This window comes from Iodidimonas sp. SYSU 1G8 (assembly GCF_039655775.1).
Classification (GTDB): domain Bacteria; phylum Pseudomonadota; class Alphaproteobacteria; order SMXS01; family SMXS01; genus RI-34.
Genome location: NZ_JBBYXJ010000001.1, coordinates 644173 through 667286 on the forward strand (window position 1 = coordinate 644173; position 23114 = coordinate 667286).

Sequence of the window (23114 nt, forward strand, 5' to 3'; positions counted from 1 at the left end):
CTCAGGGGCGCCGCACATCCATGGAGATCGGCCCCTCGGCGCGTCCATGAATGAACTGGTCCACATAGGGGTTGCCCGAACGATCGATCTCGGTCGCCGGGCCGATCCAGATGATCTTCCCCTCATAGAGCATGCCGATACGGTCGGCGACCTTGCGGGCGCTGGCCATGTCATGGGTGATGGTCAGCGCCGTGGCGCCGAGATCACGAACACGCTCGACGATGAGTTCATTGATCACGTCCGCCATGATCGGATCGAGGCCGGTCGTCGGCTCGTCGAAGAAGATGATCTCCGGATTGGTCGCGATGGCCCGCGCCAGCGCGACGCGCTTCTGCATGCCGCCGGAAAGTTCGGCAGGGTAGAGCATGCCGACCTCGGGGCTCAATCCAACCTTGGCCAGATTCTCGTCGGCTTTTTCCTTGGCCGGCTTCTTCTTCATGCCGTGCGCCGAAATGAGACCGAAGGAAACGTTGCGCCACACCCGCAGGCTGTCGAACAGAGCGCTGCCCTGGAACAGCATGCCGAAGCGCCGCAGCAGGTTTTCCCGCTCTCGCCCACGCAGATGGGTGACATCCTCGCCATCCACCAGGATGCGGCCGGCATCCGGCGCCATGAGTCCAAGGACACAGCGCAGCAGCACGGACTTGCCAGTGCCAGAGCCGCCGATGATGACCACGGATTCTCCGGGATAGATATCCAGGTCGAGACCGTTCAGCACGATCTTGTCGCCGAACCGCTTGGAGACGCCCTGCAGGCTGAGTTTAGGCTCTGTCATCAGTCGGTGAACGCGATCGAGGTGATGATGTAGTTGGCCGCCAGGATCAGGATCGACGCCGAGACAACCGCATTGGTGGTGGCACGGCCCACGCCCTGCGCGCCGCCGCTGCTGTTGAAGCCCTGATAGCAGCCCATGAGAGCCAGGATGAAGCCGAATACCGCGGCCTTGATCAGGCCGGAGATGACGTCCCACGCCTCGAGGAAGTCGACCGTGTTCTGGAGATAGGCGACGGAATTGTAGTCGAGCACCGTCGTGGCGATCAGCCATCCGCCCATGACGCCAATGACGTCGCCGAGCAGGACGAGCAGGGGCATCATGAGGGTCGCGGCCAGCAGGCGGGGCGCGATGAGATATTTGAACGGGCTCGTCGCCAGGGTGGTGAGGGCGTCGATCTGCCCGGTGACGCGCATGGTACCCAGCTCGGCCGCCATCGCCGCGCTGACACGGCCCGCGACCATGAGGCTGGCGAGTACCGGGCCGAGTTCGCGGGTAATGCCGAAGACCACGATGGTCGGCACGGTGGATTCGGCGTTGAAGCGGCCGGTCCCGATGTAAATCTGCTGCGCCAGCACCGCGCCTGTGAACACGGCGGTCAGACCCACGACCGGCAGCGAATAGAAGCCCACCGAAAGGAGCTGTCGGCCCAGATTGGCCAGATAGAAGGGCGGGGTGAAGATGTTCACGACCGCCTGGGCCATGAACAGACACAGCCGCCCAACATCACTGAGAAAGCCGAGCGTGGCGCGGCCGATATTGGCGACAGGATTGGATGCAGAGGTCAAAATGTTTGTTCCGGCAGATGGTCCAGTTCGGCAAGGTCGCCAAACTTGGTCGTCTCCTTGGCGAAGTGCAAGCGTGCAACGCCCGTTGGTCCATGACGCTGCTTGCCGATGATCACTTCGGCGACGCCACGGACGCGTTCGCCACGCTCCAGCCATTCGGCATGGGCCGGCGTGCCCATCTCCGGCTGCTTGCGCTCGTGGTAGTACTCGTCGCGGTAGACGAACATCACCACGTCGGCGTCCTGCTCGATCGATCCCGATTCTCGCAGATCCGAAAGCTGCGGCCGCTTGTCCTCGCGCTGCTCCACCGAGCGGCTGAGCTGCGACAGCGCCAGCACCGGCACGTTCAGCGTCTTCGCGAGAGCCTTCAGGCCGCGGGTGATCTCGGACACTTCCTGCACACGGTTCTCGGTCTTTTGCTGTCCCGAGGGCCGGGCCAGCTGGAGATAGTCGATCACCACCATGCCCAGATTGTGCTGGCGCTTCAACCGCCGCGCCCGCGACATGACGCCGGCGATGGACAGGGCCGGCGTGTCGTCGATGAACAGGGGAATGTCCTCGATCTCCTGTGACGCCCGCACCAGGGCCCGGAACTGCTCGTGGCTCATGTCGCCTCGGCGCAGCTTTTCCGACGGCACTTCGGCCTGCTCCGACAACATACGGGCGGCGAGCTGCTCCGCCGACATTTCCAGCGAGAAGAAGCCGACCACGGCGCCGCCGCCCTGCATGGGATCTTCGCCGTCCAGCTTGGACTGATGCCACTTCTTGGCCGCGTTGAAGGCGATGTTGGTGGCCAGCGCCGTCTTGCCCATGGAAGGACGGCCGGCGAGGATGATCAGATCCGATTTGTGCAGACCGCCCAGCAGCTCGTCCATGGCGCGCATGCCGGTCGATACGCCGGTCAGCTTGCCCTCGCGCTTGCGGGCGGCGTCGATGTTCTCGATGGCGGCATGGATCGAACGGGAGAACGGCTTGAAGCCCTCTTCGGACTGGCCGCTCTCGGCCAGGGTGAACAGCTTCTGCTCCGCCTGTTCGATCTGGCTGGTGGCCGACAGTTCGGTATCGGCCTCGGTGGCGTTGTGGACCGTTTCCTCGCCGATCAGGATCAACTGCCGGCGCAGCGCCAGATCGTAGATCGTGCGGCCATATTCCTCGGCATGCAGCATGGAGGTGGCGGCGGCGGCGAGGCGGGCGAGATATTGCGGGCCGCCCACTTCGCGCAGGCCGACATCGCTTTCCATGTAGGTCTTGAGCGTGGCCGGAATGGCGAGCTGGCCGCGTTCGATCAGGCGCATGGCGGTGGCGAAGATGCGCTGGTGCAACGGATCGAAGAAGTGTTCGGCCATCACGAACGACACCCGGTTCGCGGCGTCGTTGTTGTTGAGGATCACGCCCAGCAGCGCCTGCTCGACCTCGAGATTGTGCGGCAGAACCGATTGCCCTTCGAGAGGCATGTCGTTGGCTGCGAATTGGCCTCGGTCGGCGAGTGCGGAAGGCATCGGCGATGTGGTCCTCTGGTCGTATCGGAAGCCCGCCATTGAGCACGGCGGGACAGGCCGCGGCTACGCGAACATATCAGGAACCGGGTTTGTTCCACAGGGGATTTATCCACAGGGGAACAACAATGGGGATAACTCCCTCACGGTGCGCGCCGGACAAAAGAAAGGCGGCTTGCGCCGCCCTTCGGGAGTTTCCTGTTTTCTTATTATTTGTTTGTTTTCGTTAGACGATGGTTCAAGTCGCCTTCCCTAAACTTCAGGCCCGAGTTCTCAGGCTTCGTCTTCTTCCGAGATACCCTCGGCGGCCTCGCGGGCCAGTTCCTCGTTCTCGAACACGTCCTCGTCGTCCTCGGCTTCGGCCGGGGCGTTCTGGTTGTTCGCTTCGGCTTCCGAACGCGCGACCGAGACGACGACGTTGATCGCGACTTCCGGGTGCAGGAACACGCGGATGTCGAAACGGCCGATGGTCTTGATCGGACGATCGAGATCGACCTGGCTGCGCTCGACCGTGTAACCGGCTTCCTTCAGCGCTTCCGAGATATCGCGCGGGCTGACCGAGCCATAGAGGTGGTCGCTCTCGCCGGCCTGACGGATGATGATGACCCGGGCGCCTTCCATCTTCTCGGCGACGGCTTCGGCGTCCTTGCGGCGCTCCAGGTTCGTCGCTTCCAGCTGGGCGCGGCGAGCCTTGAAGGATTCCAGGTTCTGCGCGGTGGCGCGCAGCGCCTTCTTCTTCGGGAGCAGGAAGTTGCGGGCGAAGCCATCCTTCACGGAGACGACGTCACCCATCTGGCCGAGTTTCTCGACCCGCTCAAGCAATACGACTTGCATCGGGCTCTCCTATTGCAGGACGAAGGGGAGCAGGGCGATGATGCGCGCGCGCTTGATGGCACGGGCGAGTTCACGCTGCTTCTTCGCCGAGACGGCGGTGATGCGGCTCGGCACGATCTTGCCGCGCTCGGAGACGTAACGCTGCAGCAGCTTCACGTCCTTGTAATCGATCTTCGGCGCGTTCGGACCCGTGAACGGGCAGCTCTTGCGGCGGCGGAAGAACGGGCGGCGGGCGGTGCGGGGACGGGCGGCGGTAGCCATTAGAAGCGTCCTCCTTCACGGCGGCGGTCATCACGGTCGTCGCGGCTGCGCAGAACCGGCGACGGCTCCACATCCAGTTCCTCGACGCGAATGGTCATCGAACGGATGACGTCCTCGTTGATCTTCTCGAGGCGCTCCATCTCGGCGACGGCGGCAGCCGGCGCGTCGAGGTTCATCATGATGTAATGACCCTTGCGGTTCTTCTTGATGCGATAGGCGAGGGTGCGCAGGCCCCAGTTTTCGGTCTTGGTGACCTCACCGCCATTTTCGCGGATGATGCCGGCGAATTCTTCCGCCAGGGCATCGACTGCCTGGCTGGAAATATCCTGCCGGGCAATCAGGATGTGCTCGTAGTAAGCCATATGGACTCCTTCTGGCTGTTACATTGCCTGCCGCCAACGGGCCGCACAGGCATAGCCGGCACGTGCCGGCAAGGAGCGAAGGCGCGCACTATACGGTAAAACTTCTCTGTGGCAAGCAGTGACTGCAGTGTAGGACAGTGCGCTGGACCAGCATGCTTGACACGGACGGTCCAGACGTTATCTGTGGCGCGCCTTTCAGGGCAATGAGGGAAAAGGAACCGCATGACCCGAGCATTCACATTTCCCGGCCAGGGCAGCCAGGCCGTCGGCATGGGCCAGTCGCTCGCGGAAGCCTCGGCCACCGCGCGCGAGGTGTTTCAGGAAATCGACGAGGCGCTGGGCCAGAACCTCTCCAAGCTGATGTTCAATGGTCCCGAGGACCAGCTGACCCTGACCGAGAACGCGCAGCCGGCGCTCATGGCTGTCAGCGTCGCGGTCATGCGCATCCTGGAAAAGGAAGGCGGCATCAATCTGGCGGACAAGGCCAGGTTCGTCGCCGGTCACTCCCTGGGTGAATATTCCGCGCTGGCCGCCGCCGGGAGTTTCTCGCTGGCGGATACCGCCCGGCTGCTGAAGCGCCGCGGCCAGGCCATGCAGCGCGCGGTGCCGGTCGGGCAGGGCGCCATGGCCGCGCTGCTGGGCGTCGAGCTCGACGTGGCCCGGGAGATCGCCGAACTGGCATCGCAGGGCGAGGTCTGCACCGCGGCGAACGACAACGCGCCGGGCCAGATCGTCATCAGCGGCCACCGCGCCGCCGTCGAGCGGGCCATCGAGATCGGCAAGGAAAAGGGCGCGCGCCGCTCCATGCTGCTGCCGGTCAGCGCGCCGTTCCACTGTTCATTGATGGCGCCGGCCGCCGAGGAAATGAAGGAAGCGCTCGCCGCCGTCACCATCACCGCGCCCGCCGTGCCGCTGGTCGCGAACGTGATCGCCGCGCCGGTCAGCGACCCGGACGAGATCCGCCGCCTTCTGGTGGAACAGGTCACCGGAGCCGTTCGTTGGCGCGAATGCATTCTTTATATGGTCGATCAGGGTGTCACCGAAGTGATCGAGCTGGGCGCCGGCAAGGCCTTGACGGGCATGGCCAAGCGCATCCACAAGGACCTCGCGACCACCTCGGCCCAGACACCGGACGAGATCGACGCGCTGTTGAAGACGCTGTAGGAGCCGCCGCATGTTCGATCTCACCGGCAAGACCGCCCTCGTCACCGGCGCGAGCGGCGGTATCGGCCGCTCCATCGCCGAAGCCCTCCACGCTCAGGGCGCGACCGTCGCGCTGTCGGGCACGAGGCAGTCAGCGCTCGACGAAGTGGCCGCCGCCCTTGGCGACCGTGTCCATGTGGTCCCCTGTAATCTCTCGGATGCCGCGGCGGTCGATGCGCTGCCCGGACAGGCCGAGGCCGCGCTGGGCCAGATCGATATCCTGGTCAACAATGCGGGCGTGACTCGCGACAATCTGGCCATGCGGCTGAAGGACGAGGACTGGGATATCGTTCTCGACGTGAACCTGAAGGCCGCCTTCAAGCTTTCCCGCGCCATGCTGCGCGGCATGATGAAGCGCCGCTATGGCCGTATCATCTCGATCACCTCCGTCGTCGGCGTCACCGGCAATCCGGGGCAGGTGAACTATGCCGCATCGAAGGCCGGCCTGATCGGCATGTCGAAATCGCTGGCGCAGGAAGTCGCCAGCCGCAATATCACGGTCAACACGGTCGCGCCGGGCTTCATCGAGACGGCGATGACCGATGCGATCGCCGGGCCGGCCCGGGACGCGCTGATCGGGAAGATTCCCGCCGGACGTATGGGTTCCGGCGCCGATGTCGCCTCGGCCGTCGTCTATCTGGCGTCGGAGGAAGCGGGTTACGTCACGGGCCAGACGCTGCATGTGAATGGCGGCATGGCGATGATCTGAGGTTGCTGGCCAATGTCACCGAATTGTGTTACGACACGGCAGCAAACGGTGACCAGCCGGTTAAGACAGGCCAATCTAATTGGCTTTTATATCAACGGTTTAACGACAAACCTTCAAGGGAATGCTGAAATGAGCGACGTTGCCGAACGCGTAAAAAAGGTCGTGGTCGAACATCTGGGCGTGGACGAGGACAAGGTCACCGAAAGCGCGAGCTTCATCGACGATCTTGGCGCGGACAGCCTGGATACGGTTGAGCTGGTGATGGCGTTCGAAGAGGAATTCGGCATCGAAATCCCGGACGACGCCGCTGAAAAGATCCTGACGGTGAAGGACGCGGTCGATTTCATCGAACAGACCCGCTAAGTCCTAACCGGGATTGCAGGAACGGATGGAGCCGATGCGTCGAGTAGTGGTAACAGGCCTCGGGCTGGTAACGCCCCTGGGTGCAGGTGTCGATATTCCATGGCGCCGGTTGATCGATGGTCAGTCGGGTGCGGGGTTGATCACCAAATTCGACACGACGGACTATGTCGCCAAGGTCGCCTGCGAGGTACCTCTGGGTGATGGCAGCGACGGTTCCTTCAATCCCGATCAATGGATGGAGCCGAAGGAACGCCGCAAGGTCGACGACTTCATCCTGTTCGGCGTCGCCGCCGCCGATATCGCGCTCGAGGATGCCGGCTGGCATCCGACGGACGAGGAATCCCTCGTCCGGACGGGTTGCATGATCGGCTCCGGCATCGGCGGCCTTCCGGGTATCGAGGAAGCCGTCACGACGTTGAACGACAAGGGGCCGCGGCGCGTCAGCCCGTTCTTCATCTCGGGCCGCCTGATCAATCTGGTCTCGGGCCAGATTCAGATCAAGCATGGCTTCAAGGGCCCGAACCACGCGGTCGTCACCGCATGTTCCTCGGGCGCCCACGCCATCGGCGACGCCGCCCGGCTGATCATGCTGGACGATGCCGACGTGATGGTGGCGGGCGGCGCGGAAGCGGCGATCTGTCCCATCGGCATAGCCGGCTTCTCGCAGGCCAAGGCACTGTCGACCCAGTTCAACGATCAGCCGACACGGGCGTCGCGTCCTTATGACCGCGACCGCGATGGCTTCGTCATGGGCGAAGGCGCCGGCATCGTCATCCTCGAGGAGCTGGAGCACGCCAAGAAGCGCGGCGCCAAGATTTACGGCGAAGTCGTGGGTTATGGCATGTCGGGCGATGCCTATCACATCACCGCCCCGTCACCGGAAGGCGATGGCGCCTATCGCGCCATGCAATCGGCCTTCAAGAGGTCCGGCCTAGCGCTGGAAGACATGGACTACGTCAATGCCCACGGCACCTCGACGCCGCTGGGAGACGAAATCGAACTGGGCGCGGTCCGCCGTCTGTTCGGGTCGGCGTCCAGCAACCTGTCCATGTCGTCGACAAAGTCCTCAATCGGGCATCTGCTCGGCGCGGCGGGCGCGGTGGAAGCCATTTTCTGCCTGCTGGCCATGCGTGATCAGATCGTGCCGCCGACGCTCAATCTGGAGAATCCCTCCGACAATTGCGTGGGGATGGACCTCGTCCCGCTCAAGGCCAAGGAACGCAAGGTCCGCGCCGTGATGTCGAACTCGTTCGGGTTTGGCGGCACGAATGCGAGCGTCATCTTCAAGAAGGACATCTGACGGCCGGCCATGGCGGACGACCCCGCGACCGCACCACAGCCGACCGCCGGTTCATCGCCACAACGACACGGATTTTTGCGCCGTCATCCCTGGATGACGGCGTTCGTCGTTCTGACGTTCATGGGCGCCATCGCCATCGGCGCCTACGGCTTCTGGGCATTCAGCATCGCCAAGGGTCCGACGGACGCGGCCACCGTCGTCATTCCAAAGGGCTCGGGCGTGCGGGGCACGGCGAGCCTGCTGGAGCGCGCCGGTATCATCGCCAATGACACGATTTTCATGGCGGGCATCAAGCTGCACGGCGCCGAACGCGACCTTAAGGCCGGCGAGTACCTGATCCCGGCCGGCGCGACCATGCGCGAGGTCATGGCCCTCCTTCGCTCGGGCAAGACGGTGATCCGCCGCTTCACCGTGGCGGAAGGGCTCAGCGTCCGCCAGGTCGTCGCCCTGTTGCAAGCCGAGCCGGCGCTGGCGGGCGAGGTCGCCGACATGCCGCCCGAGGGCAGCCTGATGCCCGAGACCTATCATTTCGCTTATGGCGACAGCCGCGCGGCGCTCGTCCAGCGCATGCGCACCGCCATGCGGGACACGCTGGCACGTCTGTGGGAAGAGAGGGCGAACGATCTGCCGGTCTCGACGCCGCAAGAGGCCCTGATCCTGGCCTCGATCGTCGAGAAGGAAACCAGCGTGCCGGCCGAGCGGCCCCGCGTCGCCAGCGTCTTCGTCAACCGGCTGCGCATCGGCATGCCGCTGCAGTCGGACCCCACCATCGTCTACGGGATCAGAGGCGGCGAGAAGCTCGGGCGTCCCATCCTGCAGTCGGATCTGGCGTCGGACACGCCCTACAACACCTACAAGATCACGGGCCTGCCGCCGACACCGATCGCCAATCCCGGGATCGAGTCCCTGCGTGCCGTGCTGAACCCGGCCCGGACCGAGGATTTCTATTTCGTGGCCGACGGAAGTGGCGGCCATGCCTTCGCCCGGACTTATGAGGAGCACCTGCGCAACGTCCAGCGGTGGCGCGCCATCGAACGTCAGGGCGGCGCCCGATAACCTCACTTCCTCGGCGCGCGGCGCGCCAGCCAGTCGATCACTCCCATCGGCAGGTTGATGAGAATCCTGCCTGCGATGACCATTTGCCAGGGGAAGGTGATGCGTCCCCTGTTGCGTGCAAGCCCCTTCGCGATGATCCGTGCCGCGCGCGGCGCCTCCATGAAGAAGGGCATCGAAAAGTCGTTTCTGGCCGTGATCCGGCTTTCGACAAATCCGGGACAGATGACGGAGACCTCGATTCCCTCGGGCTCGAGAAAGCCGCGCAACGCTTCACCATACGCTTTCACCGCCGCCTTCGACGACGAATAGGCGGGGGTCGAGGCGAGCCCCTGATATCCCGCCAGCGAACTGACGATGGCGATCTGGCCACGACCGCGCGGGCGCATCCTGTCGATGGCGGGATGGGCGGTGTTGAAGACGCCGTCCACATTCACCGCGAAGGTTTCCCGAGCGACCCGATCCATCGATTCGCCGAACTGCGGCAGGCCAACCCCGGCGTTGGCGATAGCGAGGTCCAGCGGCGCGATCACATCGCTGGCGTCGATCCAGGCGCGGCAGCGGGCCGCATCCGTGACATCGAGGACCATGGCGTGCACATCAGCGCCCAGCGCCCTGCACGCGTCGGTCACGCTCTCGAGACGCTCGCGGTTCCTGCCGCACAGATGCAGGACGATCCCGGGCGCCGCATAATGGCGGGCCAAGGCCTCGCCAATGCCGCTGGAGGCACCGGTGATCAGGATGGATTTCGGATTTTTCATCGACGCCCCTTGTAGTTGGGCGATATAGTCCGCGCCCACCGAAACGATTTCTGGAGCGCCCATGGCCATCGCGAGCATGACGGGTTTCGCCCGAGTTGACGGCGCCTGGCAAGATTATCGCTGGACGTGGGAGGTTAAAAGCGTCAACGGCAAGGGCCTCGATGTCCGCATGCGGCTGCCGCAAGGCCTGGAAATTCTCGACATTCCCGCGCGCGCCGCGATCGCCGCCCGACTGTCGCGCGGCAATGTCAATTGCTCGCTGCAGTTCGACCGCGTCAATCCCAATGCGGGCGTGCAGGTGAATCATCAGGTGCTCGACAATCTGGTCGAGGCCGCCAAACAGGCCGCCAAGCGCCATGGCCTCAAGAAGCCGCGGATCGAGGAACTGCTCGAGTTGCGCGGCGTCATCGAGGTCAAGGAAACCGGGCTGAACGAAGAGCAGCAGGCCGAGCGCGATCGCCTGCTGCTGTCCGGGCTATCGGAGACCGTCGACGGGGTGCTGGGCATGCGCCTGGCCGAGGGCCGGAAAATGTCCGAGGTGCTCCGGGATCAGGTGCGCACCATCTCCGATCTGGTCGCCCAGGCCCGCGCCATTCCATCGCAACAGCCCGAGGCCGTGCGCGACCGCCTGCACAAGCAGATCACCGATCTGCTGAATGGCTCCAGCGTGCCGATCGATGCCGACAGACTGGCCCAGGAAGCCGCCTATCTGGCGGTCAAGGCCGATGTGCGCGAGGAGCTGGATCGGCTGAACGCGCATGTCACGGCCGCGACCGAACTCCTGGACAAGGGGGGACCCGCCGGACGCAAGCTCGACTTCCTGGCGCAGGAATTCGGCCGCGAGGCGAACACGGTCTGCTCGAAGGCCTCGGATTCCGCACTGTCCCGGATTGGCCTCGACCTCAAGGCGGTCATCGACCAGTTCCGCGAACAGGTACAGAACATCGAATGAGCACCGCGACACCGCCCTTGGGCCGCCGCGGCCTGATGCTCGTGTTGTCGTCCCCATCGGGCGCTGGCAAGACGACCTTGTCGCGCCTGCTGCTGGCGCAGGACCCCGAGATCGCCATGTCGGTTTCGGTGACGACGCGTCCGCCGCGTCCGGGCGAGATCGAGGGCAAGGACTACTTCTTCGTCGATCACGCCCGGTTCGAGCAGATGGTCGAGCAGGGCGAGTTGCTGGAGCATGCCAGGGTCTTCGGCAACATGTACGGCACACCCCGCGCCGCTGTCGCGCAAGCCCTGGACGCGGGCAGGGACGTCCTGTTCGACATCGACTGGCAGGGCACCCAGCAGCTCGACGGCACGGTCGCGCCTGACATGGTCAAGGTGTTCATCCTGCCGCCATCGACCGAGGAACTGGAGAAGCGCCTGAAGACGCGCGCGCAGGATTCCGAGGAAGTGGTTGCCGGCCGCATGGCCAAGGCAGCCGACGAGATGAGCCACTGGCGCGAATACGACTACGTCATCATCAATACTGACGTGCAGGAGAGCCTCGCCCGGCTGACGACGATACTCGCGGCCGAGCGCCTCCGGATCAACCGGCAGGTCGGGCTCGCGGATTTCGTCAACCGGCTGCGCGGAGCCGATTGAGCGACCGGGCGATGGCGCAGAACTGCGCCACGTTCAATGTTTCCGCGCGCAGGGTCGGCTCGATCCCGGCATCGGCGAGCAGAATTTCCGTATCGATCCCGACGCCTTTCAGGCTCGAGCGCAACATCTTGCGCCGCTGGTTGAACGCGGCATCGATCACCCGTTTGAGATCGGACAGTTCCGCCTCGGCGACCGGCTGCGGCAGGACGGCGAAGTGAACGACCGTCGAGGTGATCTTGGGCTGCGGCACGAACGCCGAGGGGGGAATGTCGAAGAGACGCCGCGGCGCCGTCCGCCACTGGCTGAGCACCGAAAGGCGCCCATAGGCCTTGCCGCCCGATGGCGCCGTGATGCGGTCGGCGACCTCGCGCTGGAACATCAGCGTCAGGCCCGCATACCACGACGGCCACTCGGCGACGGTGAGCCATTTGGCGAGCAGCACGGTCGAGACGTTGTACGGCAGGTTGGCCACGACCTGGACAGGCCCGCCTTCCGGCAGCAGGGTCCGCTCGTCCACGTCCAGCGCGTCGGCCGAGACCACCGTCAGACGTCCGGGATAGGCGTCCTGGACTTCGGCGAGGGCCTCGACGCAGCGATCATCCTTCTCGACCGCGACGACGCGGGCGCCGGCCTCCAGCAAGGCACGTGTGAGGCCTCCCGGGCCAGGCCCGACCTCATAAACTTGAGAAGCGGGACCAACACCGGCGCCCCGCGCGATCCGGGCGGTCAGGTTGAGGTCCAGCAGGAAGTTCTGGCCCAGCGACTTGCGGGCCGCCAGTCCGTGGCGGGCGATCACGTCGCGAAGCGGGGGCAGTGTCATGGGGCGTTCCTGACGCGGTGTCGGGCACCGGCGATATCATGCGCGAGCTTGAGGGCGGCGACGAGGCTGCGCGGATCCGCCGTGCCTTTGCCCGCGATATCCAGCGCGGTGCCATGGTCCGGCGACGTGCGCACGAAGGGCAGTCCCAAGGTCACATTGACCCCGTTGTGAAAGTCGATGGTCTTCAACGGGATCAGCGCCTGGTCATGATACATGCACAGCGCCGCATCGTACCGCGCGCGCGCCTCCGGGTGAAACAGGGTATCGGCCGGCGCGGGGCCGAACAGGTCGATTCCTTCGGCCCGTAGCACCGCGAGCGCGGGGGCGATGATGTCAACCTCCTCACGCCCCAGCGTGCCGGCTTCGCCCGCATGCGGGTTGAGGCCGGCGACCGCGAGGCGAGGCGCCTCGATGCCGAAATCGCGGCGCAGCGCGGCGGCGACGATCCGCGCGGTGCGCACGATCAGGTCCACGCTCAGCGCGCCCGGTACGCTGGCGAGGGCGCGGTGCACCGTGACCGGCACCACGCGAAGCCCGGGCACGGCAAGCATCATCACCGCCTGCGAGCCGGCGCCCGCCAGGGTCTCGAGAAACTCGGTATGACCCGGGTGGGGAAACCCGGCCGCGTAGAGCGACGCCTTCTGGATCGGATTGGTGACCACGGCCGAGGCCAGATCCTGCCCGTAGAGGGAGACAGCGGTTTCTATGGCCTCGATCACCGCGCCGGCATTCGCGGCGGCCGGAGCGCCCGGGACCGCGTCGACGGGGCGCTGGAGCGGCAGAACGGGCAGGGCGCGCTGAAACATGCCCGCCACCTCGGCCGGCGATGAAATCTCCTCGACGGGAACGTCGAGACCGAGCAGGGCCGCGCGTTGGCGGACCAGCGCCGGGCAGGCGAGCAGGAAGAAGCACGGGACGCCGCTGTCGGCACGCCTTCGCCAGACAGCAAGGGAAATGTCGGGTCCGATGCCCGACGGCTCGCCCATGGTGAGGGCGAGCGGCGGCGCGGCGTTACTTGTAGTCGATGATCGCGTCACGGCGCAGATCGCGGAGATAGCGCCGCGCCATCATCGACAGGCGCTGGTTGCTCAGGAAGTCTTCGATCTCGGCGGCCGTGGGCTCGCGCACTTCGGCGTCCTTGCGGCCGCAAACGACCAGCACGCGCACGTCGGTGCCCGTCTTCAGCGGCTCGGTCGCCTGGCCGATCTGGAGATTGCGGATGGCGCGGTTGACCGGCGGCGGCAGATCGCCCAGACGGACGGTGCCCAGGCTGCCCTGGTCGCTGGCGCCGAGCGCGGCGGCGACCCGCGGAATGTCGCTGCACTCCTTGATGGTCGAGGTCGCGGCCATGATGCGCTGGCGCTGCGCGTCGGCATCGGCGGTGGGCGTGATGACGATCTGCTGCAGGTCCACCTGGGTTTCGTCCGGATCGGCGCTCAGCACCTCGCGTTTGTCGGCGACGGTGACGATGTAGTAGCCGCTGGTGACCCTGATGGGATCGGAGACCTGACCCTCGGGCAGTTTCAAGACTTCCGTCCGGATATCAGGATTGATGTGGTCGCCGATCACCCAGCCGGTGTCGCCGCCGACCGCGCCGGTGGCGATGTCGGAGAACTGCCGGGCGACGGCGCTGAATTCGGCTCCTTCGCGAATCTGGCGGACCAGCCGTTCGGCGGTCTGACGGGTTTCAGCCTCTTTTTCCGGAGAATCCACGGCCAGGAAAATCTCGCCGATCCGATATTCGGGCTGGCCCTTGTTGGATTTCAGATTGTCCAGATAGGCGCTCACTTCGCCTTCGCCAATGGCGAGAAAGGGCCGGAGTCGGGCGTTCACCACTTCTTCCCAGGCGAGGCCGGCCTTGACCTGCGCGAGGATGGCTTCCTTGCTGGCGCCCATTCGGGCCAGTTCCTGCGAGAACTGTTCCGCGGAGATGTTGTTGCGCGCCGCCAGCTCGTTGAAACGCTGGTTCACCTCTTCGTCGGTGATGGTGATCTTCTGCTCCTTGGCTTCCTGAACCTGGAGCTTCTCATCGACCAGAAGCTGGATGACCGTCTTGCGGAGCTGGTCATATTCCTCCTGCGTGCGCAGCGCGCCCGTGGTGGAGGTGATCAGCTGCATGCGTTCCTTGATGTCGTATTCCGAGATGATCTCGTCATTGACCACGGCCACGATGCGCTGCACGTCACCGCGCGACTGGGCCTGAACCGGACCGGCGGCGCTGGCGAGGACCAGCAGAATCCCGGCTAACGTATTGATGCGTCGCGTCATTCTAGTCCGCTTACCGTTTTTCTGTAGTACTTGGGCTTATTCCCGAACGTCGGGCTGAAGGGAAGATCCTGCAGATCGACATCTTTCGTCGCGGGATCGCTCACCACCTTGAAGACAAGCTGGAAACCTATCGACGTCGATGGCCGCACATCCCGATCCTCGGTAAAGTCCCGCCGCGCCCTCAGCCGGAACCGGAAACACTCGTCTTCGTACGTGAAGCCGCCACCTGCCGTCAAGGCACCACCGCCGCGCTCGAAGTCATAGGCGAAGTCGGCGTTCATGGTCCAGTACCGCGTCAGCTTGATGCTGGCGGCCGTGCGGATTTCCTGACGGTCGGGCAGGGTCGGATCGAAACCGTTCCGCTTCACATCGGTATAGCCGACGGCGAACCTGTACTTTTCCGGGCCGAACACGACCAGTCCCTCATTGCGCACGATATTCAGCCCGTCATCGTCGAACCGCATGCGGTGATAGTAGTCGAAGAATCGCGGGATGCTCAGCATGGCCGTCATGACGATGTCCGAGGTGCGCTCGCGCAGACCGGAATCGGCCGGCAGGCTGAAGTCGCGCCGCAGCCGGTAGCTCTGGCCGACGAGCAGCGACGCCCGCACGCCATTGTCGGCATAATGCCGGAACCGCATGCCGTAGGCGACGCGCGTGCCGCCTTCCCAGCGGTCGTCGCCCGGAAAACGGTCGATGGAGAACAGGTTGGACGTGTCGAAATCGAACGCCTGACTGTCCTCGTTCGGGATCTCGTCATTGTTGGCGTTGGTGGTGCTGGAGACCACCGTGACAATCGGCTCGATGATCTGGTGCGACTTGCCGGCATACCGAATGAAAGGGTAGCGCCATTCGAGCGCGGCGTAGGGAACGTAGCGTCCCTCGAAATCCTTGCCCGTCAACACATCCGGCTTGGCGACGAGATCGTCCGCGCTGGGTTCCTCGAAATCGTTGAGGTAGTAGGTATCCGCGCGCATGCCCAGCGTCAGCTTGTACATGTCACCGAGCGGCGAGGTGAATGGCACCTGCCACCGGCCATCGATGGAAATCCGGCCCGTATCGGCGCTGTCGGTCCGTGTCAGCATCGCCATGCTGGCATCAGCGGTGAAATAACCGCCGAGCCAACCCGGCTTGCCCACGAAACTGTACTGGATCAGCGGAATGGCGAGCGGCGTGGTGCCACCCATGTCTTCCTCGCGCAGGCCCTGGAAGGCATACGCGCCGATGTGCAGATAGCTGCGCTCCCAGAATCGCTCCAGGTACAGGTGATTGATCAGGCTGTCGGCGCGCGAGATGTCATAGCGGCGCAGATAGGTGTCGTCGCTGGCCAGCGCCAGATCGAAGCCCCAGCGCCAGTCCTTGTCGATCTGAAACTGACCGGTACCGAAGATATGGCCGCGGAATTCGTCTCCCGGCACCTCGTTGTTGTCGTTGTCGCGCTTGCTGACATAGGTGCCGCTGCCGTCGAGCGTGTATTGGCCGGTCTTGGTTCTGTGCCGGTACTCCAGTTTCAGCACCGCCCGCTCCGACGTGGTCAGCAGCGGGGTGATCGTCAGGTCCTGATTCGGCGCGATGTTCCAGAAGTAGGGCAGCTCGGTCGTGACGCCGAGGATGGAGGACTGGCCGAAGTCGGGAGTCAGGAAGCCGCTCGCCTTCTTCACCGACGCATCGGGATGCTTCAGCCAGGGCGTATAGATGATCGGAATGCCCATCAGTTCCAGATAGGCGTTCTTGTAGGTGAGGGTGCGGCTTTTCTCGTCATGCACGACCTTCACCGCCTTGATCTGCCATACGGGCGCCCTGTCGGGCTGCTCCTCGCAGATCTCGCACGCCGTGTAGACCGCGTGATCGAGGACATTGGTGTCGCCGCCCATGCGGCGTCCGCTGACGGCGGCGAGACGCTCGCCCTCCCTGAACAGCACGTACATGCCCTGTACGGTGCCTTCCTTGAGGTCGCCGGTCAGCTCCAGCGTCTTGCCTGTCGCGACGTTGCCGTCCTTGTCGGTCAGACGGATATTGCCGGTGGCAACCGCCTTGTCCGTCTTTCGGTCATAGACGATCTGATCCGCCTTGAGATTAGTGTCGTCATAGGTGATCTCCACATGACCGCGCGCGGTCAGCAGGTCGGAGTTCTGATCGACTTCGATCTCGTCGGCGGCCCAATAGGCCTTCTTGGCCTCCTGCGCCCACGCAGGCACGGCTAGGACCGTGCCGCAAACGCCGGCGAACGCGCTTAGCGCCGCCAGTCTCCGCAATGTATCGAGCCAAGCCATCAACGGAATCCAACAGGCGGGCAGGTGAGGTGATCCATAAAGGACAGGGTCATCGTGAGACGGTAACTACACGCTAAGCAAGGTGGAAGCTACTCCGTTGACGGCATTGGAGAGGCATAGCTGTTCCCTTTCAATTTCGATGCCGATGGCTAAGATGCAAGCGGACGGGTGCCGAATGCCCCAAGATTGATAGATAAGAGGTCCGCATGCGCATTTCCTTTACCGACGACCGCGATCAGCTTTCCGGCGCTCTGGCCGTCTTCGCTCTCAAGGGCAAGATGCTCTCCCAGACGGCCGAAGCCTTCGATGCGCGGACCGGTGGCGCGGTGCGCCGGGCCATGGAAACCTCGCGCGCCAAGGGCGACAAGGGCAAGTCCGTCGAGCTCCTCGCGCCCGCCAACATGGACGCCGATCGCCTGCTGGTCGCAGGATTGGGCGATGCGGACGCTCTGACTATCGCCGGCGCCCAGGCGGCGGGCGGCGCCGTCGCTGGGCATTACAAGACCTCCGGCCAGGATCAGGTCACCGTGTTCGCCGACCCCATCGAGGGCGCGGCGATCGGCGCGGCCGAGTTCGCTGCCCATGTCGCCTACGGAGCGCTGCTGAAATCCTATTCCTTCGACAAGTATTTCACCAAGAAGAGCGACAGCAATTCGCGCGTTACCCTGAAGCGCATGGTCGTCGTGACCGACGACCCCAAGGCGGCCAAGAAGGCGTTCGAAAGCCTCGAGAAGATCGCCGAGGGCGTCTTCCTGACGCGCGATCTGGTCAGCGAACCGGCCAACATCATCTACCCGGAAAGCCTCGCCGATGCCTGCCGCGCCCTGGCCTCGCTGGGAGTCGAGGTCGATGTTCTCGGCGAGGAGCGCATGGCCGAACTCGGCATGGGCGCGCTGCTCGGCGTCGGCCAGGGCAGCGCCCGCGAGAGCCAGCTCGTCGTCATGGAATGGAATGGCGCCAAGAGCGGGAAGAAGGGTCCCGTGACTTTCGTCGGCAAGGGCGTGACGTTCGATACCGGCGGCATCTCCATCAAGCCGGCCGCCGGCATGGAAATGATGAAATGGGACATGGGCGGCGCCGGCGCCGTGATCGGACTGATGAAGGCGCTCGCGGGCCGCAAGGCCAAGGTTCACGCCGTCGGCATCGTCGGGCTGGTCGAGAACATGCCCTCCAGCACGGCGCAGCGGCCGGGCGACGTGGTCACCTCCATGTCCGGCCAGACCATCGAGGTCATCAACACGGACGCCGAAGGCCGGCTCGTGCTCGCCGACGCCCTGCATTACGCGCAGGAACGCTTCAAGCCCCAGTTCATCGTCGATCTTGCCACCTTGACCGGCGCCATCATCACGTCCCTGGGCAACGAGTATGCGGGCCTGTTCTCGAACGACGACACGCTGAGCGCGCAGCTTGCCAAGGCCGGCGAGGCCGAGAACGAGAAAGTCTGGCGTTTTCCGCTGACCGATGCCTACGACAAGATGATCAACTCGCAGATCGCCGACATGAAGAATGTCGGCACCGGCGGCAAGGCCGGCAGCATCACCGCCGCGCAGTTCCTGCAGCGCTTCATCCGGCGCGGCACGCCCTGGGCCCATCTGGACATCGCCGGCACGGCCTGGACGGATTCGGAAAGCGCGACCGTGCCGAAAGGCGGCACCGGCTATGGCGTGCGCCTGCTCAACCGGCTCGTCGCGGATCATTACGAGGGCAAGTGACCGACATCAGCTTCTACCACCTGCAGCGGCGCAGCCTGGAGGAGACCCTCCCCAAGCTGCTCGAGAGGGTGATCGCCTCGAAGCAGCGCGCTGTCGTTCTGGCCGAGTCCGAAGAGCAGGTGGAGGCGATCAGCAGCCGCCTGTGGACCTATGATGCCGACTCGTTCCTGCCGCATGGATCGGCGCGCGACGGCTTTCCGGCCGAGCAGCCGATCTATCTGACCAGCGGCGAGGAAAATCCGAACGGCGCCAGCATCCTCGTGCTGATCGATGGCCGCCTGCCGGGTTTTCTCTCCGGGTTCGCCCGGTGCCTCGACCTGTTCAACGGCCATGATCCCGAGTCCGTGCAGGGCGCGCGCGAACGCTGGCGCGCCTACAAGGCGGACGGTCATCCGGTCACCTACTGGCAGCAGAACGATGACGGGCGCTGGGAAAAGAAGGCCTGAGCCCTACGAAAGCTGCTCGAACAGCGCCTCGCGGTCGCCCAGCACCCAGACCTTGCAGATGCGCATCTGCCGGAACTGGAAAAACGCCGCGCCCGCATAGGAAATCTCGCGGCCCGTCGCCGGGAGACCGGGCAGATCGCCCTGGTGGGTGCCGGTGCACAGCAGCCGCGCCGACGCGCCGCCATTGTCGGCGACCAGCGTTTCCAGATGGCTGCGGAAGTCGGGAAACGCGCGCCGGACCAAGTCCATGTAGCCGAAGAAATCGGCCAGCCCTTCAGTGGACACGCCCATCGATCCATCGAACTCGACATCCATGGTCAGGATGCGCCGGCCGGTCTCCACGTTCCACTGATTCCACATGACATCGTAGAACTGTCGGACGAGCTGGCGGTGCAGAATGGCCGTCAATGAGGTCTCCTGGCTGGGATGTCGTCAAATCTTCGGTTGCCCGGCTCAAGCGATAAAGCTAAGAACCCGCCGATCCGCACTCCTATAACGATGAAGAAGAACCATGGCCACTGAACGTACGCTGTCGATCATCAAACCCGATGCCACGCGCCGCAACCTGACCGGCAAGATCAACACGCTGCTGGAAGACGCCGGCCTGCGCATCGTCGCGCAAAAGCGCATCCAGCTGACCAAGGCGCAGGCGGAAGGCTTCTATGCCGTGCACAGCGAGCGTCCGTTCTTCAACGATCTGGTCAGCTTCATGATCTCCGGCCCGGTCGTGGTCCAGGTCCTGGAAGGCGAGAACGCCGTTCAGAAGAACCGTGACGTGATGGGCGCCACCAATCCGGCCAATGCCGCCGAGGGCACCATCCGCAAGACCTTCGCTGAATCCATCGAAGCCAATTCGGCGCACGGTTCGGATTCGCTCGAGAACGCGGCGATCGAGATCGCCTATTTCTTCAGCGGCCTCGAAATCGTCGGCTGAAGACCACGCCTCATTGCCGGCCCTCGTCGAGGGCCGGCAATACCAGCAGCGTGACGATGGCGGCGAGATGAACCGCCGCCGAGCCGCCGGCAAGAGCCGGCAGCCCCGCCGTGATGAACGGCGCGAGCAGGGCGGTTCCAGCCGCCGTCACCCCTAATACCGCCAGAATGACGAGGGCCGCGCCGCGTGCATCGTCGCCCCGTGCCGCGACGATGGCCCGAAGAAAACCGGGCGGTCAGGCGATCTCCGGGCAGGGGCTCATCAGTCCGTCCTGAACTCGCAGCGGTGTGTCCAGCAGGACGCGCGAGCCCTCGACCCGCAGCTTGCCCTCGGCCATCAGCCGCAGCGCCAGCGGATAGAGCTTGTGCTCCCACGCCAGAACACGGGCGGCGAGCGCGTCCTCGGTATCGTCGGCGCGCACGGGGACGCAAGCCTGGAAGACGATGGGACCTTCATCCATCTCGGACCGCACGAAATGGACCGTGCATCCCGAAAACCGGACACCATCCTCCAGCACCCGCTGATGGGTGTGCAAGCCGCGATACGCCGGAAGCAGGGAAGGATGGACGTTGAGAATCCTGTCACGCCACCGGTCGACGAACTCGGCCTCGAGCAGACGCATGAATCCGGCGAGGCAGATCACCTCGGCGCCGCTATCGATAATGGCGTCATGCAGCGCGTCGTCGAACGCCTGACGCGACGGATAATCCCGGTGACTGATGACTTTCGTCGGCACGCCGTGGGACTCGGCGATGGCCAGGCCCGCCGCATCCGCCTTGTTGGAGATGACGATGACGGGCTTTGCCGGATGATCGGTGGCGGCGCAGGCTTCCAGCAGCGCCTGCATGTTGCTGCCGCGTCCGGAAATCAGGATGGCGAAGCGCACGGCGCTAGATCAGGCTGACGGCGGGCTCGCCGTCCTGGCGGACCCTGATGCGTCCGATGCGGAATACCGTCTCGCCATGCGCTTCGAATACCGCCGTTGCCGTGTCCACGGCATCGGCGGGAACGACGACGGCCATGCCGATACCGCAATTGAACGTGCGGACCATGTCGTCCTCCGGCACGTTGCCCTCATGCTGCAGCCAGCCGAAGACGTCCGGACGGGACCATGATCCAACCTCCAGTTCGGCGACCAGGTCCTTGGGAAGGACACGCGGCAGATTCTCCACGAGGCCGCCGCCGGTGATGTGCGCCAGGGCATGCACGACACCCTCACGCAGCGCGGCGAGGCAGCTGCGGACATAGATTCGCGTCGGCGTCAGCAAGGCTTCACCGAGCGAGCGGGAGGGATCGAACGGCGCGGGATCGGCATAGGACAAGCCGGTCCGCTCGACAACCTTGCGCGCGAGGGAAAATCCGTTGGAATGCAATCCGGTGGATGCGAGACCCAGGACAATGTCACCGGCGGAAACGGCGGCTCCGGTCAGCTGCTGGCCACGCTCGACCGCGCCCACGGCGAAGCCCGCGAGGTCGTAGTCATCCCCCGCGTACATGCCGGGCATCTCGGCGGTCTCGCCGCCGATCAACGCGCATCCGGCCTGCCTGCAGCCATCGGCGATGCCCGCGATGACAGCGGCCGCCGCGTCAACATCGAGCTTGCCTGTCGCGAAATAGTCGAGGAAGAGCAACGGTTCGGCGCCCTGGACCACCAGATCGTTGACGCTCATGGCGACAAGATCGATCCCGACCGTGTCATGACGGCCGCTGTCGATCGCCACTTTCAGCTTGGTGCCGACCCCGTCATTGCACGCGACGAGGATCGGATCGGAGTAGCCGGCGCCCTTCAGGTCGAAGAAGGCGCCGAACCCGCCCAGATCGGCATTCGATCCGGCGCGGCGGGTCGATGCGGCAAGCGGCTTGATCCGGTCCACAAGCGCGTTGCCGGCGTCGATATCGACACCAGCGGTCTTGTAGCTGAGGGGCTCGGTGTTGCGTGTCACGGTGCTGTCGTCCGGCGTTCGGGTGATTTCGGCGCGAACTTACGGATTTGTCGCCCTGAAATCGACTCCCATATTCTAATGGAGGCAGGTCGCCTTGCATTGGTATAGTGCGCGCATGACACACACGCTTGGGGGCGCGCGCCCCGCATTATACGCCTTCATCGGATTCGTGGCCCTGACCGCGAGTTGTTTCGCCACGCTGCCGGCAGTGGCCGCGGGGTCCTTCCAGGCCTTCGCGGTACCGGATGTGCCCGTCGACGTCACCGCCGATACCGCCGCCGCCGCCCGCAATATCGCCATCGGCGAAGCGCAGGGCCAGGCCTTCGGCATGCTGTTGCGGCGCATGACCTTGAAGGAGGACCGCGGCCGGCTGCCGCGTCTCGATGGCAATTCCGTGTCCTCCCTGGTGCAGAGCATCGAGTTCAGCGAGGAACGCTATTCCTCGACCCGCTACATCGCCAAGGTCACCGTGGCGTTCAGCCCCAACGGCATCCGTTCGCTGCTCCAGCGCAACAACATCCCGTTCGCCGAGGCGCCGGAGAACCCGATCCTCGTTCTTCCCGTCTTCAATGGCGCGTTGGGACAGGCCAATCCCTGGTGGAACGCCTGGGAGCGGCAGGACTGGCGCGAAAATCTCCTGTCGTTCGAGTTGCCCCGGGATACCGCCTCGGGCGGGCCGAGCGCGGCGGAAATCATGCAGGGCGCCGGGCCCTGGCTGGAGAACATCGGACGCCGGCATGGTACCGCCGAGGTGCTGGTGGCCATGGCCACATGGGACAATTCGAGCAGTCCGCTGAAACTGGTCGTCGACCTGCGCCGCTATGGCGTCGCCGGCGAGACGACCCAGAACGTCACCTTCAGCCAGATGACCGGAGAAACGCCGGAGGCGTTGCTGACCCGTGCCGCCCGGGACATCGGTAGTGACATCACCACGGAGTGGAAGCGCTACGCGATGATCGGGCAGGGCGCCCAGACCCAGATCCTGGCGATCATGGACCTTCGCTCGCTACAGGATCTCGTGGCCGTGCGGGAACGGCTCGCCCGCGCCCCCATGATCAAGTCGGCGAGCGTGGAAAGCATGAACACCCACCGCGCCATGTTCAATCTGACCGTGACGGTACCGCCCGAACAACTCGGCGGCGCCCTGGCCCAGTACGGCGTCATGATCGACCAGCGGGACGGCGACTGGCACATGGCACCGCGCCGTTAGCCGGCGGCGGACC

At 64.7% G+C, this 23114-nt stretch carries 26 protein-coding genes; 11 read left to right on the top strand and 15 right to left on the bottom strand.

Annotation, left to right across the window (positions count from 1 at the left end):
• Window position 1 precedes the first annotated feature (1 nt).
• From WJU17_RS03195 to rpsF, 6 genes are all read right to left on the bottom strand, one after another.
• Window positions 2–775 carry an ATP-binding cassette domain-containing protein gene (locus tag WJU17_RS03195; protein ID WP_346325895.1) on the bottom strand — a complete coding sequence of 258 codons (774 nt, stop codon included), beginning with the start codon at window positions 773–775 and terminating at the stop codon, window positions 2–4.
• Window positions 775–1560 (bottom strand): ABC transporter permease, encoded by a 786-nt coding sequence (locus WJU17_RS03200; RefSeq protein WP_346325896.1) that lies wholly within the window; start codon window positions 1558–1560, stop codon window positions 775–777. The genes WJU17_RS03195 and WJU17_RS03200 overlap by 1 nt, the downstream gene beginning before the upstream one ends.
• Window positions 1557–3014, bottom strand: a complete 1458-nt coding sequence (locus tag WJU17_RS03205) for a replicative DNA helicase (RefSeq protein ID WP_346327383.1) — start codon at window positions 3012–3014, stop codon at window positions 1557–1559. The genes WJU17_RS03200 and WJU17_RS03205 overlap by 4 nt, the downstream gene beginning before the upstream one ends.
• A gap of 315 nt (window positions 3015–3329) precedes the next feature.
• Window positions 3330–3890, bottom strand: a complete 561-nt coding sequence (rplI, locus tag WJU17_RS03210; RefSeq protein ID WP_346325897.1) for a 50S ribosomal protein L9 — start codon at window positions 3888–3890, stop codon at window positions 3330–3332.
• A 9-nt stretch (window positions 3891–3899) separates the two neighbouring features.
• Window positions 3900–4151 carry a 30S ribosomal protein S18 gene (gene rpsR / locus WJU17_RS03215; RefSeq protein WP_346325898.1) on the bottom strand — a complete coding sequence of 84 codons (252 nt, stop codon included), beginning with the start codon at window positions 4149–4151 and terminating at the stop codon, window positions 3900–3902.
• Entirely contained in the window at window positions 4151–4513 is a 363-nt protein-coding gene (gene rpsF, locus WJU17_RS03220) for a 30S ribosomal protein S6 (RefSeq protein ID WP_346325899.1), read from the bottom strand. The genes rpsR and rpsF overlap by 1 nt, the downstream gene beginning before the upstream one ends.
• Before the next feature lie 222 nt (window positions 4514–4735).
• Between rpsF and fabD the strand changes: the two genes are divergently transcribed.
• The 5 genes from fabD to mltG all read left to right on the top strand — a co-directional run bounded on the left by fabD (window position 4736) and on the right by mltG (window position 9144).
• Window positions 4736–5677, top strand: a complete 942-nt coding sequence (gene fabD / locus WJU17_RS03225) for an ACP S-malonyltransferase (protein WP_346325900.1) — start codon at window positions 4736–4738, stop codon at window positions 5675–5677.
• A gap of 10 nt (window positions 5678–5687) precedes the next feature.
• Window positions 5688–6425: a 3-oxoacyl-[acyl-carrier-protein] reductase gene (gene fabG, locus WJU17_RS03230; RefSeq protein WP_346325901.1), complete on the top strand. Its 738-nt coding sequence runs from the start codon at window positions 5688–5690 to the stop codon at window positions 6423–6425.
• A gap of 129 nt (window positions 6426–6554) precedes the next feature.
• Window positions 6555–6788, top strand: a complete 234-nt coding sequence (locus WJU17_RS03235) for an acyl carrier protein (RefSeq protein WP_346325902.1) — start codon at window positions 6555–6557, stop codon at window positions 6786–6788.
• 34 nt (window positions 6789–6822) lie between these two features.
• Complete coding sequence (gene fabF, locus WJU17_RS03240; protein WP_346325903.1) at window positions 6823–8088, top strand: beta-ketoacyl-ACP synthase II; 1266 nt, start codon at window positions 6823–6825, stop codon at window positions 8086–8088.
• Window positions 8089–8181: 93 nt separating this feature from the next.
• Entirely contained in the window at window positions 8182–9144 is a 963-nt protein-coding gene (gene mltG, locus WJU17_RS03245) for an endolytic transglycosylase MltG (RefSeq protein ID WP_346325904.1), read from the top strand.
• Between the two features lie 2 nt (window positions 9145–9146).
• Here mltG and WJU17_RS03250 read toward each other — a convergent pair whose 3' ends face one another.
• Window positions 9147–9980, bottom strand: a complete 834-nt coding sequence (locus WJU17_RS03250; protein ID WP_346325905.1) for an SDR family NAD(P)-dependent oxidoreductase — start codon at window positions 9978–9980, stop codon at window positions 9147–9149.
• On the opposite strand from WJU17_RS03250, the gene WJU17_RS03255 reads away from it, so the two are divergent.
• On the top strand, window positions 9964–10854 hold the full coding sequence (locus WJU17_RS03255; RefSeq protein WP_346325906.1) for a YicC/YloC family endoribonuclease: 891 nt from the start codon (window positions 9964–9966) through the stop codon (window positions 10852–10854). The two genes, WJU17_RS03250 and WJU17_RS03255, sit on opposite strands and share 17 nt — an antisense overlap.
• A complete protein-coding gene (gene gmk / locus WJU17_RS03260) occupies window positions 10851–11495 on the top strand; it encodes a guanylate kinase (RefSeq protein ID WP_346325907.1) in 645 nt (214 codons plus the stop codon). Before WJU17_RS03255 ends, gmk begins: the two co-directional genes overlap by 4 nt.
• On the opposite strand, the gene rsmA is transcribed toward gmk, so the two are convergent.
• The 4 genes from rsmA to lptD are packed head-to-tail and all read right to left on the bottom strand — an operon-like array spanning window position 11470 to window position 16856.
• Window positions 11470–12315 (bottom strand): 16S rRNA (adenine(1518)-N(6)/adenine(1519)-N(6))-dimethyltransferase RsmA, encoded by an 846-nt coding sequence (gene rsmA / locus WJU17_RS03265; RefSeq protein ID WP_346325908.1) that lies wholly within the window; start codon window positions 12313–12315, stop codon window positions 11470–11472. The two genes, gmk and rsmA, sit on opposite strands and share 26 nt — an antisense overlap.
• The gene (gene pdxA / locus WJU17_RS03270) at window positions 12312–13301 is read right to left on the bottom strand and encodes a 4-hydroxythreonine-4-phosphate dehydrogenase PdxA (RefSeq protein WP_346327384.1); all 990 of its coding nucleotides are present in this window, start codon (window positions 13299–13301) and stop codon (window positions 12312–12314) included. Before pdxA ends, rsmA begins: the two co-directional genes overlap by 4 nt.
• Window positions 13302–13326: 25 nt before the next feature.
• Window positions 13327–14583 carry a peptidylprolyl isomerase gene (locus WJU17_RS03275; RefSeq protein WP_346325909.1) on the bottom strand — a complete coding sequence of 419 codons (1257 nt, stop codon included), beginning with the start codon at window positions 14581–14583 and terminating at the stop codon, window positions 13327–13329.
• The gene (gene lptD / locus WJU17_RS03280) at window positions 14580–16856 is read right to left on the bottom strand and encodes an LPS assembly protein LptD (protein WP_346325910.1); all 2277 of its coding nucleotides are present in this window, start codon (window positions 16854–16856) and stop codon (window positions 14580–14582) included. The genes WJU17_RS03275 and lptD overlap by 4 nt, the downstream gene beginning before the upstream one ends.
• A 206-nt stretch (window positions 16857–17062) precedes the next feature.
• Here lptD and WJU17_RS03285 point away from each other — a divergent pair, with 206 nt between their 5' ends.
• Together WJU17_RS03285 and WJU17_RS03290 are read left to right on the top strand one after the other, a co-directional pair.
• Window positions 17063–18568 carry a leucyl aminopeptidase gene (locus tag WJU17_RS03285; protein WP_346325911.1) on the top strand — a complete coding sequence of 502 codons (1506 nt, stop codon included), beginning with the start codon at window positions 17063–17065 and terminating at the stop codon, window positions 18566–18568.
• The gene (locus tag WJU17_RS03290; protein WP_346325912.1) at window positions 18565–19014 is read left to right on the top strand and encodes a DNA polymerase III subunit chi; all 450 of its coding nucleotides are present in this window, start codon (window positions 18565–18567) and stop codon (window positions 19012–19014) included. Before WJU17_RS03285 ends, WJU17_RS03290 begins: the two co-directional genes overlap by 4 nt.
• Window positions 19015–19017: 3 nt before the next feature.
• Here WJU17_RS03290 and WJU17_RS03295 read toward each other — a convergent pair whose 3' ends face one another.
• A complete protein-coding gene (locus WJU17_RS03295; RefSeq protein WP_346325913.1) occupies window positions 19018–19422 on the bottom strand; it encodes an ester cyclase in 405 nt (134 codons plus the stop codon).
• Window positions 19423–19525: 103 nt separating this feature from the next.
• Between WJU17_RS03295 and ndk the strand changes: the two genes are divergently transcribed.
• Window positions 19526–19948, top strand: a complete 423-nt coding sequence (ndk, locus tag WJU17_RS03300; RefSeq protein ID WP_346325914.1) for a nucleoside-diphosphate kinase — start codon at window positions 19526–19528, stop codon at window positions 19946–19948.
• 10 nt (window positions 19949–19958) lie between these two features.
• Here ndk and WJU17_RS03305 read toward each other — a convergent pair whose 3' ends face one another.
• The 3 genes from WJU17_RS03305 to purM form a co-directional block, all read right to left on the bottom strand.
• The gene (locus WJU17_RS03305) at window positions 19959–20099 is read right to left on the bottom strand and encodes a hypothetical protein (RefSeq protein ID WP_346325915.1); all 141 of its coding nucleotides are present in this window, start codon (window positions 20097–20099) and stop codon (window positions 19959–19961) included.
• A gap of 84 nt (window positions 20100–20183) precedes the next feature.
• Complete coding sequence (gene purN / locus WJU17_RS03310) at window positions 20184–20834, bottom strand: phosphoribosylglycinamide formyltransferase (RefSeq protein ID WP_346325916.1); 651 nt, start codon at window positions 20832–20834, stop codon at window positions 20184–20186.
• A gap of 4 nt (window positions 20835–20838) precedes the next feature.
• Window positions 20839–21891 (bottom strand): phosphoribosylformylglycinamidine cyclo-ligase, encoded by a 1053-nt coding sequence (gene purM / locus WJU17_RS03315; RefSeq protein WP_346325917.1) that lies wholly within the window; start codon window positions 21889–21891, stop codon window positions 20839–20841.
• A gap of 115 nt (window positions 21892–22006) precedes the next feature.
• Between purM and WJU17_RS03320 the strand changes: the two genes are divergently transcribed.
• Entirely contained in the window at window positions 22007–23101 is a 1095-nt protein-coding gene (locus WJU17_RS03320) for a DUF2066 domain-containing protein (protein ID WP_346325918.1), read from the top strand.
• Window positions 23102–23114 lie beyond the last annotated feature (13 nt).

Bases quoted from the DNA above. Each gene is read 5' to 3' on its own strand.
- mltG (WP_346325904.1), top strand. From the start codon at position 8,182: ATGACGGCGTTCGTCGTTCTGACGTTCATGGGCGCCATCGCCATCGGC.
- WJU17_RS03195 (WP_346325895.1), bottom strand. From the start codon at position 775: ATGACAGAGCCTAAACTCAGCCTGCAGGGCGTCTCCAAGCGGTTCGGC.
- WJU17_RS03235 (WP_346325902.1), top strand. From the start codon at position 6,555: ATGAGCGACGTTGCCGAACGCGTAAAAAAGGTCGTGGTCGAACATCTG.
- fabG (WP_346325901.1), top strand. From the start codon at position 5,688: ATGTTCGATCTCACCGGCAAGACCGCCCTCGTCACCGGCGCGAGCGGC.
- WJU17_RS03250 (WP_346325905.1), bottom strand. From the start codon at position 9,980: ATGCTCGCGATGGCCATGGGCGCTCCAGAAATCGTTTCGGTGGGCGCG.
- WJU17_RS03320 (WP_346325918.1), top strand. From the start codon at position 22,007: ATGACACACACGCTTGGGGGCGCGCGCCCCGCATTATACGCCTTCATC.
- lptD (WP_346325910.1), bottom strand. From the start codon at position 16,856: ATGGCTTGGCTCGATACATTGCGGAGACTGGCGGCGCTAAGCGCGTTC.
- WJU17_RS03205 (WP_346327383.1), bottom strand. From the start codon at position 3,014: ATGCCTCTCGAAGGGCAATCGGTTCTGCCGCACAATCTCGAGGTCGAG.
- WJU17_RS03255 (WP_346325906.1), top strand. From the start codon at position 9,964: ATGGCCATCGCGAGCATGACGGGTTTCGCCCGAGTTGACGGCGCCTGG.
- ndk (WP_346325914.1), top strand. From the start codon at position 19,526: ATGGCCACTGAACGTACGCTGTCGATCATCAAACCCGATGCCACGCGC.
- fabF (WP_346325903.1), top strand. From the start codon at position 6,823: ATGCGTCGAGTAGTGGTAACAGGCCTCGGGCTGGTAACGCCCCTGGGT.
- WJU17_RS03285 (WP_346325911.1), top strand. From the start codon at position 17,063: ATGCGCATTTCCTTTACCGACGACCGCGATCAGCTTTCCGGCGCTCTG.
- pdxA (WP_346327384.1), bottom strand. From the start codon at position 13,301: ATGGGCGAGCCGTCGGGCATCGGACCCGACATTTCCCTTGCTGTCTGG.
- rpsF (WP_346325899.1), bottom strand. From the start codon at position 4,513: ATGGCTTACTACGAGCACATCCTGATTGCCCGGCAGGATATTTCCAGC.
- rplI (WP_346325897.1), bottom strand. From the start codon at position 3,890: ATGCAAGTCGTATTGCTTGAGCGGGTCGAGAAACTCGGCCAGATGGGT.
- WJU17_RS03275 (WP_346325909.1), bottom strand. From the start codon at position 14,583: ATGACGCGACGCATCAATACGTTAGCCGGGATTCTGCTGGTCCTCGCC.
- rpsR (WP_346325898.1), bottom strand. From the start codon at position 4,151: ATGGCTACCGCCGCCCGTCCCCGCACCGCCCGCCGCCCGTTCTTCCGC.
- gmk (WP_346325907.1), top strand. From the start codon at position 10,851: ATGAGCACCGCGACACCGCCCTTGGGCCGCCGCGGCCTGATGCTCGTG.
- rsmA (WP_346325908.1), bottom strand. From the start codon at position 12,315: ATGACACTGCCCCCGCTTCGCGACGTGATCGCCCGCCACGGACTGGCG.
- fabD (WP_346325900.1), top strand. From the start codon at position 4,736: ATGACCCGAGCATTCACATTTCCCGGCCAGGGCAGCCAGGCCGTCGGC.